The organism is Streptomyces sp. NPDC059524 (genome assembly GCF_042749255.1).
Lineage (GTDB): Bacteria > Actinomycetota > Actinomycetes > Streptomycetales > Streptomycetaceae > Streptomyces > Streptomyces xanthii.
Window position 1 is genome coordinate 28,614 of sequence record NZ_JBHYTK010000050.1, and the last position, 8,553, is coordinate 37,166.

Consider the following 8,553-nt stretch of genomic DNA (forward strand, 5'->3'; position numbering starts at 1 on the left):
GCCTGCTTTTATATACACACACCCCCCCCAACCCCCCCCCGCCACTCCCCCCCCGGCAAACACGATTCCGCGGGCCAATTCGGCGTTTTCGATCACCGGCGCGGGCTCCGGGCGATCTTCTCGGTCCGCTTCTTGAACCGAGTTCAGGATGCTGTCTGAATTCTTCTACTGAATCCGTCAGAAATCCGGCAGGTCATTTCCAATACGCCGTCACATTTCCGCGCAAGTACGACAAGCGCGAGCACTCCGGTGATCCCAAGAGGCCCCCGGCGCGCATGATCTGACCGCGTACAAGATCCGCGACGCGTCGCTGACCTGCGGTCAGGTCGGGGGACAAGACGCCCCGCCCCGGGCAGACTCCCTCCATGCCGCCGCGCCACGCCTGGAGCCACTACCGCTTCCACTGCGTCTGGAACCTGCCCGCACCCCCCGCCGCCGTCTTCGCCGTCCTGGAGAGAGCCGAGGAGTACCCCGGCTGGTGGCCCCAGGTCCGCTCCGTCACCCCGCTCGACGAGACCAGCGGCACCGCCGTCTTCCGCTCCTTCCTCCCCTACGAGCTCATGGTCACCGCGCGCGAGCGGCGCCGGGACCCGGCCGCCGGGGTCCTGGAGATCGGCATGAGCGGCGACTTGGAGGGCTGGGCCCGCTGGACGCTGCGCCCCGCGCCGGGCGGCGGCACCCGCGCCGACTACGACCAGGAGGTCGAGGTCCGCCGCCCCCTGATGCGCCGGCTCGCGCTGCCCGCCCGGCCCGTCTTCCGCGCCAACCACGCCTGGATGATGCGCGGCGGCCGGCGCGGACTGGCCGCGCTGCTCCAACCGGTTTGAACACACCCCGCGACGACCTGTATGGTTCAACCCGTTCCCGGGCGATTAGCTCAGTGGGAGAGCGCTTCGTTCACACCGAAGAGGTCACTGGTTCGAACCCAGTATCGCCCACCCGGAGAAAGCCGGTCTGCACTACGCAGGCCGGCTTTTCTGATGGTCAAACACGTTCTGAGGGGGGCGTCTTGACGACTGGGAGCAGGGGCGGACGAAGACGCAGACTGCGCGGATGGATCGCGATCGGCATCACCCTGGCGGTCTTCGCCGGAGCCGTCGCGGTGGCGCAGATCGTCGCCAACAAGGAACGGGTCACCGCGATGTGGGTCCGCGCCGAGATCCGCGCCGACGGCAGTGCCCGCGTCACCGAGGTCATCGACTACGACTTCGGCCACTCCGGCACCACCCACGGCATCTACCGTGACGTGCCCGACGCCGACTTCTACGCGTCCGACGTCCGCGCCACCATGGACGGGCACCCGGTGCCCTTCGAATCCACCTACGGCGACGAGTACCGGGAGGCGAACGGACGCAGCAGCCTCGCGGACCGGCTCAAGGTCGGCGACCCCGACCGCACCGTCGGCGGCGTGCACCGCTACCGGATCGCGTACACCGTTCCCGAGGTGGTCAAGAAGGGCAGGCTCGCCTGGGACGCGGTCGGCACCGGCTGGCAGGTCGACCGGGCGCGCGTGGAGATCCATGTCGTCGACCCGCGCGGGCTGACCCGGCCGCGCTGCGTGTACGGCACTTGGGACCACGGCAGGCCGTGCGCCGTCCGGCAGGCCGGACCCGGGCATCTTGTCGTCCGCCGCGACCGGCTCACCGGCCACGAGGGACTCACCCTCTACGCCGGCACGGGGCACGCCGAGACCGACCGTAGAGCCGCGCTGCCGCCCGCACCCGAGGGCCCGGCCGTCGGCACCACCCTTCCTCAACCACTGCGCGACGCCTGGATCTTCCTGGCCGTCGCGCTCGGCTGCGCCCTGCTCACCGTCGTCGTGCTGCGCCGGGCCGGGCGCGACCGGCTCGGGGCGGACGGCGGGCGGCGCGTCGAGATCGGACGACTGGCCGGCACCGTCGCGCCCTCGTCCACACCGCCACAGGATCTGACGCCGGCGCAAGGCGGCGTCCTGCACACCGAGACGATCGAGGACCGCCACAAGGTCGCCTGGCTGCTGAACGCCGCCGCCGAGGGGCGCCTGATCATCGAGGGCGACGACCGGCATCCGGTCCTGCGCCGCCCGGAGGAGCCTGTGCTCCCCGCGAACCGGGAGATCAGGGACGTCCTCGACATGATGTTCGCCGACCGGACCGCGCTGGCCCTCGGTGCGCGGGACCCCTGGTTCAAGAAGGGGTGGAACGACATCGCCTGGAAGCTGGGCAACTGGCGCAAGGACAGCGGGCTCTGGGAGACCGGTGCTTTCCGCGCCGCGCCCCACGCCGTGACCGCCTGTCTGATCGCCGGCGTGCTCGGCCTCGCCCTCGCCGTCACCGGGGGCGCGCTCGAAGGACGCCGGATCGCCGCCGGGACCGTCGTGGTGATCGTCGCCGCGGTCCTGTCCGGCACCTCCGTCGCCGCCCTCGTCAGACTCTGGGAACTGGAGCGGCGCACCCCGCTCGGCTCCGCCCGCTGGCTGGAGGTCGAGGCCTTCCGCCGCTACCTGGCCGACCCCGCCTCCTGCCCCGGCGAACCGCTCGACGAGCGCCGGACGGACCTCTACACGGCCTGGGCGGTCTCCCTGGGCGTCGCGTCCGCGTGGGAGAGCGCCGTCGACGCCACCACGGTCGCGGTACCGGTCGCCGCGGGGCGGCGCTCCACGATCGGCTTCACCGAGATCCTGCTCGCCGCCGCCGTCGTCTCCGCCATGAACCCGCCGTCCTCCGGCGGTTCGAGCGGCGGCTCGGGCGGCGGATCGGGCGGCGGATCGTCCTCGGGCGGCGTCGGCGGAGGCGCCGGGGGCGGGGGCGGCGGCTCCTGGTGAACCCCGCCCGACGCTCCGGCGCCCGTGCGCACGGCGGACGCCGGACCGTCGGGCGCTCGGGCACGGCCGGATCCCGCTCGCCGGTGCCAGGGCCGGGCGCGTGGGGAGACCTTCCGGTGAGCCCGTGACCGAGCCCGTCCAGGGTGCTCGCTCTCAGGCCGCGGCCGGGAGCTCCGGCCGCAGCGGCCACGCCGGGTCCACGGGCTCCGGAGTGCCGCTGCGGGCGAACCAGGCCTGCAGGCCGCGGGCCTGCGCCGCGTGCCAGACCGCCTGCAACGTGTGCAGCTCGGCGGGGGACAGCCGGTCCAGGCGCGTCGCGAAGCGGCGGCCCACCGCGCGGACCACGTCGAGCGCCGCGAGTGCGTCCGCCGCCGCGTCATGGGCGTCCGCCAGCTCCACCTCGTAGTGCGCGCACAGGTCCGTCAGCGTGCGGCGGCCCTTGCGGTAGCGGTCCAGGTGCTTGTCCAGGACCCGCGGGTCCAGGACACACAGCGGAGACGAGTCCAGGTAGCGGGCCAGCGACGACGCCCGGTGCCGGCGCAACTCGCGGTCCAGGAGCGTCAGATCGAACGGGGCGTTCATCACCACCAGCGGCCGCCCCGCCGCGGCCTGCTCCGCCAGCTCCCGGCCCACCTCCTCCATGACCGGCGCCGGCCAGCGGCCGTTGCGCCGCAGATGATCGTCGGTCAGACCGTGCACCTCCGTCGCGCCCGGCGGCACCGGCACCCCGGGGTTCACCAGCCAGCGCGTCACCCGCGGCCGCGTTCCCGGCGCGTCCTGCACCACGAGCGCGGCCGACACGATCCGATCGGTCTCCACGTCCACACCCGTCGTCTCGGTGTCGAACGCCGCGAGAGGTCCCTCGTACCAGTGCGTCATGTCGATGCAACTCCTCGTTCCCGCGCGGCAGATGACGTCCCGTCCGTCGTCGCCCCCTGCCCGCTTCGGTGATACCCGGGCCGTTTGCGTCGTACGCCGAGCGGTGACAACACAGGTACGAGTCATGGCAGTTCAGCGGCGTGCCGTCGACCCGTGCCCGCACATCCCCGGTCCCCGCCCGGGACCACCCCACTTCCGGAAGGTCAGTTGGACCATGGCGCTCGCGCAGCCCGAACAGGGCGGGCTGCTGCCCGAGCGGAACGCACCGCCGCGCGGCTCACTCGCCACCACCGCCTGCATGGAGACCTTGCAGGTGGGCTATCTCCACGCCGTGGCGGCGGCCGCCGGATGCTCGCTCTCGCAGCCCTTTCCCGACAACGGCATCGACTGGCACGTCAGCCACAGCGCCCCCGGGCACACGGTCGACGACGAGGTCACCATCAAGGTGCAGTTGAAAGCGACGTACCAGATCCCGCCGCACCCACCCGGCCCCGCCTTCTCCTTCACCCTCGACAACGCCCTCCTGGTCAAGCTCGCCCGGACCCCCGTGTCCGTGCACAAGATCCTCGTGGTGATGCTCGTGCCGCGCTCCCAGGACGACTGGCTGCGGGCCGGCCACGACGCCCTCGACCTGCGGCACTGCTGTTACTGGACCAACCTCGCCGGACACCCGGTCACCGGCCGGCGCAGAACCACCGTGCGCGTACCGACCGCACGCATCTTCGACGACCGCGCGCTCTGCGAGATCATGACGCGCGTCGGCCGGGGCGGCCGCCCCTGACCGACCCGCGCGGTCGGCCGGCGGGCCCCCGAAGGGAGTCACCACATGCAGCACCGCCCGACCGACGAACCCGTACGCTTCCTCGGCGTCGCCCGCGCCCACCCCGTCGACCCCGCCGAACTCGCCGGACCCGAACCGGGCCGCGTCGACCCCACCGTGCTCGGTGCCCTCCTCGACCGGCACGGCTGGCAGCGGCGCGGCGGCGCCGCCGGGCGCTACGCCCGCTGGACCCTGGCCGGCACCGGACCCGGCGCCAGCCTCCTCGTCCCCGAGAGCCGCGCCTTCCCCGACAGCGAGGACCTGCTCGGCGAGGCGCTCGACGCCCTCGAACGCAGCGGCACCCCCGCCGCCCGCGAGGTCCTCGTCGCTCTCGCCGTGCCCAGCGACGAGATCCGCTGGTGGCGCGACGTGCCCCGCACCGCCGCCGACGCCCCCTCCTGGACCGCCGAGGAACAGCTGCGCGCCGCCGCCCGCCGCATGCTCCTCGCCGGGGCGCTCGCCGCCCGCGGCCGCGCCGGGTACTACGGCGCCCGGTACCGCAGGCCCGCCGCCGCGGCGCTCGAACCCGTCCTCGTCCAGTCCGCGCCCGGCGGCCGCCGGCTCACCGCCTTCGTCCCCGTCGACACCGGCCGCACCCTCGCCGTCCGCCTGCACCAGGCGCTGTACGCGGTGCGCGAGGCCATCGACTACCGGCGCGCGACCGGCGGCATGGACGCCTTCGACGGCGCCGTCGGGGCCGGCGTCAGCCATGAACTCACCGAGGCGCTCGTCGCGTTGGTCCGCGGCACCGAAGGGGCCCGGGTCGGTGTCGCCTGGTCACCCGCCGCCGGGGTCCCCGCCGAGTGCACCGACGGCGACGACCCCGTCGAGTTCTCACCCGGCGACCTCGACGTGCTGCGCGCCGCCTCCGCCCGCTACCTGCACGCCGAGCCCGCGGTCTTCGTCCGCGTCACCGGCACCGTCGTCCGCATGCGCCGCACCGGCACCCGCGGCGAGGGCACCGTACGCCTGCACGTCATCGCCGGCGCCGACGTGCCGCACCTGCGGATGACGCTCGACGAGGAGGCGTACCGGATCGCGGGCCACGCCCATCTGGTCGGCCTGCCGATCCGGGTGCACGGACGTCTGGAGAGCCGGGGCGGCTTCCGGCGGCTCACCGGCGCGAGCGGCGTCGTCCCCGTACAGGTGGACGAGGCCGAACGGGACCGGCTCCTGAAGTCCCTCCAGGAGAACCTCGACTTCTTCGAGGAGGCCTGCGCCGGAGGGGACGAACCCTAGGAACTCTGCGGCGTGTGCGCGTACAGGTCCCTGAGCAGGGCGATCTCCGCGCCGTGATGGATCATCTCGCGGTGGATGTGCAGGACGAGCGTGGCCATCGGCTCCTTGGCGAACGGTCCCTCGGCCGGACCGCACGGCTGCTCCAGGGCCGCCGCGTCGAGGCCGCGCACGCCCGACATCCAGCGCGCGTAGGAGGCGTCGAGCCGGTCGAGCGCCTCCGCGGCCGTGCCGGGATACGCGTACGTCAGGTAGTCCACCGGCGGCCCGCCGAAGTGCGAGGCGACGCGGGTGCCCAGGACGCCCACCAGGATGTGGCCGAGGCGCCAGGCGATCGTCGTCACCGGCGCCGGGACCGGCTCCGGATACGCGAAGTCGATCGTGAAGTCGCCCGAGCCCGCCCGCACGGGGGCGGTGCCGCTGCCGCGCGGGCGCACGCTCCACACGGCCTCCGGGTCCGCCACGGGCTCCCAGAAGTACTCGTCGTCGGTGAGCCCGGCCAGGCGCCGGCGCAGCTGGTTGCGCCAGTGCCAGTCGAGCTGGTCGGCGAGCAGCGCGTTCCATTCCAGGGCCATGCGCCCACGCTAGGGCGGCCCCCGCCGGTCCGCACGGTCAACCGTTTCGCGAGCGGTCCCGGTGACTCGGTACGATCGGCCTTGCGCGCGTCACAGGTAATGGCGCGGCGTTTCGTCTTCAGGTAGGAGAGACCGGTGTCTGACGTCCGTGTGATCATCCAACGCGATTCCGAGCGGGAAGAACGCGTGGTGACCACGGGTACCACGGCCGCCGAGCTCTTCGCCGGTGAGCGCAGCATCGTCGCGGCCCGGGTGGCCGGAGAGCTCAAGGACCTCGCGTACGCCGTCCAGGACGGCGAGGAGGTCGAGCCCGTCGAGATCACCTCCGAGGACGGTCTGAACATCCTGCGCCACTCCACCGCGCACGTGATGGCGCAGGCCGTGCAGGAGATCTTCCCCGAGGCCAAGCTCGGCATCGGCCCGCCCATCAAGGACGGCTTCTACTACGACTTCGACGTCAAGGAGCCGTTCACCCCCGAGGACCTCAAGCGCATCGAGAAGAAGATGCAGGAGATCCAGAAGCGGGGCCAGAAGTTCTCCCGTCGTGTCACCACCGACGAGGACGCCCGCGTCGAGCTCGCCGACGAGCCGTACAAGCTCGAGCTCATCGGCCTCAAGGGCAACGCGGCGCAGGCCGCCGACGGCGCCGACGCCGAGGTGGGCTCCGGCGAGCTGACCATCTACGACAACCTCGACGCCAAGACCGGCGAGCTGTGCTGGAAGGACCTCTGCCGCGGTCCCCACCTGCCCAGCACCCGCGTCATCCCCGCGTTCAAGCTGATGCGCTCGGCCGCCGCCTACTGGCGCGGCAGCGAGAAGAACCCGCAGCTCCAGCGCATCTACGGCACCGCGTGGCCGTCGAAGGACGAGCTCAAGGGCTACCTGGAGTTCCTCGCCGAGGCCGAGAAGCGCGACCACCGCAAGCTGGGCGCCGAGCTCGACCTGTTCTCCTTCCCGGAGGAGCTCGGCCCGGGCCTCGCGGTGTTCCACCCCAAGGGCGGCGTCATCCGCAAGGTCATGGAGGACTACTCGCGGCGCCGCCACGAGGCCTCCGGCTACGAGTTCGTGAACACCCCGCACATCTCGAAGGAGCACCTCTTCGAGACCTCGGGCCACCTGCCGCACTACGCGGAGGGCATGTTCCCGCCCATCCAGTTCGACGAGCAGAACTACCGCCTCAAGGCGATGAACTGCCCGATGCACAACCTGATCTTCAAGTCGCGCGGCCGTTCCTACCGTGAACTGCCCCTGCGGCTCTTCGAGTTCGGCACCGTGTACCGCTACGAGAAGTCGGGCGTCGTGCACGGCCTGACCCGCTCGCGCGGCTTCACGCAGGACGACTCGCACATCTACTGCACCAAGGAGCAGATGCCGGAGGAGCTCGACAAGCTCCTCACCTTCGTGCTCGACCTGCTGCGCGACTACGGCCTGACCGAGTTCGAGCTGGAGCTGTCCACCCGCGACGACTCCGACAAGTTCATCGGCACCGACGAGGACTGGGCCGAGGCCACCGAGGCGCTGCGCCTGGCCGCCGAGAAGCAGAACCTGCCGCTGGTCGCCGACCCGGGTGGCGCCGCCTACTACGGCCCGAAGATCTCCGTCCAGGTCAAGGACGCGATCGGCCGGTCCTGGCAGATGTCGACCCTCCAGGTCGACTTCAACCAGCCCAAGCGCTTCGGCCTCGAGTACACGGCCGCGGACGGCTCCCGCCAGCAGCCCGTCATGCTGCACCGCGCCCTGTTCGGCTCGATCGAGCGGTTCTTCGGCGTGCTGCTCGAGCACTACGCGGGCGCCTTCCCGGCGTGGCTCGCGCCCGTGCAGGCCGTCGGCATCCCGATCGGCGACGCGCACGTCCCGTACCTGGAGGAGTTCGCCGAGAAGGCGCGCGCCCAGGGCCTGCGCGTCGAGGTCGACTCGTCCTCGGACCGCATGCAGAAGAAGATCCGCAACCAGCAGAAGGCCAAGGTGCCCTTCATGGTCATCGCGGGCGACGAGGACATGAGCGCCGGCTCGGTGTCCTTCCGCTACCGCGACGGCTCGCAGGAGAACGGCATCCCGGTCGACGAGGCCATCGCGAAGATCGTGAAGGTCGTCGAGGAGCGCGCGCAGGTCTGACGTTCAGCCCTTGCCGTCGATGGGGCCCCCGGGGGGCCCCCCGGGGGGGTTGGCGCGCGGGGGGGCCCCCCCCCCCCACCCGCCCAGCCCGCGCGACGAAGAGAACCACCCCCCCCCCCCGCCCC

The 8,553-nt window shown here is 72.3% G+C and carries 7 protein-coding genes and 1 tRNA gene; 6 read left to right on the top strand and 2 right to left on the bottom strand.

Features of this window, described 5'->3' with window-relative positions:
• Window positions 1–365 precede the first annotated feature (365 nt).
• The 3 genes from ACFW9D_RS16580 (at window position 366) to ACFW9D_RS16590 (ending at window position 2,803) form a co-directional block, all read left to right on the top strand.
• The gene (locus tag ACFW9D_RS16580; protein WP_188339983.1) at window positions 366–827 is read left to right on the top strand and encodes an SRPBCC family protein; all 462 of its coding nucleotides are present in this window, start codon (window positions 366–368) and stop codon (window positions 825–827) included.
• 39 nt (window positions 828–866) lie between these two features.
• Window positions 867–938 (top strand) — tRNA-Val (locus ACFW9D_RS16585).
• A gap of 71 nt (window positions 939–1,009) precedes the next feature.
• A complete protein-coding gene (locus ACFW9D_RS16590; RefSeq protein WP_384622602.1) occupies window positions 1,010–2,803 on the top strand; it encodes a DUF2207 domain-containing protein in 1,794 nt (597 codons plus the stop codon).
• Between the two features lie 153 nt (window positions 2,804–2,956).
• Here the strand turns inward: ACFW9D_RS16590 and ACFW9D_RS16595 are convergent, their stop codons facing one another.
• Complete coding sequence (locus ACFW9D_RS16595; protein ID WP_188339985.1) at window positions 2,957–3,682, bottom strand: 3'-5' exonuclease; 726 nt, start codon at window positions 3,680–3,682, stop codon at window positions 2,957–2,959.
• Between the two features lie 214 nt (window positions 3,683–3,896).
• Between ACFW9D_RS16595 and ACFW9D_RS16600 the strand changes: the two genes are divergently transcribed.
• Together ACFW9D_RS16600 and ACFW9D_RS16605 are read left to right on the top strand one after the other, a co-directional pair.
• Complete coding sequence (locus tag ACFW9D_RS16600; RefSeq protein ID WP_384622605.1) at window positions 3,897–4,463, top strand: DUF4365 domain-containing protein; 567 nt, start codon at window positions 3,897–3,899, stop codon at window positions 4,461–4,463.
• Between the two features lie 45 nt (window positions 4,464–4,508).
• A complete protein-coding gene (locus tag ACFW9D_RS16605; RefSeq protein ID WP_384622608.1) occupies window positions 4,509–5,741 on the top strand; it encodes a hypothetical protein in 1,233 nt (410 codons plus the stop codon).
• Here ACFW9D_RS16605 and ACFW9D_RS16610 read toward each other — a convergent pair.
• Window positions 5,738–6,313, bottom strand: a complete 576-nt coding sequence (locus ACFW9D_RS16610) for a DinB family protein (protein WP_384622610.1) — start codon at window positions 6,311–6,313, stop codon at window positions 5,738–5,740. The genes ACFW9D_RS16605 and ACFW9D_RS16610 overlap by 4 nt on opposite strands.
• Window positions 6,314–6,448: 135 nt before the next feature.
• Between ACFW9D_RS16610 and thrS the strand changes: the two genes are divergently transcribed.
• Window positions 6,449–8,428 (top strand): threonine--tRNA ligase, encoded by a 1,980-nt coding sequence (gene thrS / locus ACFW9D_RS16615; RefSeq protein WP_188339989.1) that lies wholly within the window; start codon window positions 6,449–6,451, stop codon window positions 8,426–8,428.
• The last annotated feature ends 125 nt before the right edge of the window (window positions 8,429–8,553 follow it).

Bases quoted from the DNA above. Each gene is read 5' to 3' on its own strand.
- ACFW9D_RS16580 (WP_188339983.1), top strand. From the start codon at position 366: ATGCCGCCGCGCCACGCCTGGAGCCACTACCGCTTCCACTGCGTCTGG.
- ACFW9D_RS16595 (WP_188339985.1), bottom strand. From the start codon at position 3,682: ATGACGCACTGGTACGAGGGACCTCTCGCGGCGTTCGACACCGAGACG.
- ACFW9D_RS16600 (WP_384622605.1), top strand. From the start codon at position 3,897: ATGGCGCTCGCGCAGCCCGAACAGGGCGGGCTGCTGCCCGAGCGGAAC.
- ACFW9D_RS16605 (WP_384622608.1), top strand. From the start codon at position 4,509: ATGCAGCACCGCCCGACCGACGAACCCGTACGCTTCCTCGGCGTCGCC.
- ACFW9D_RS16610 (WP_384622610.1), bottom strand. From the start codon at position 6,313: ATGGCCCTGGAATGGAACGCGCTGCTCGCCGACCAGCTCGACTGGCAC.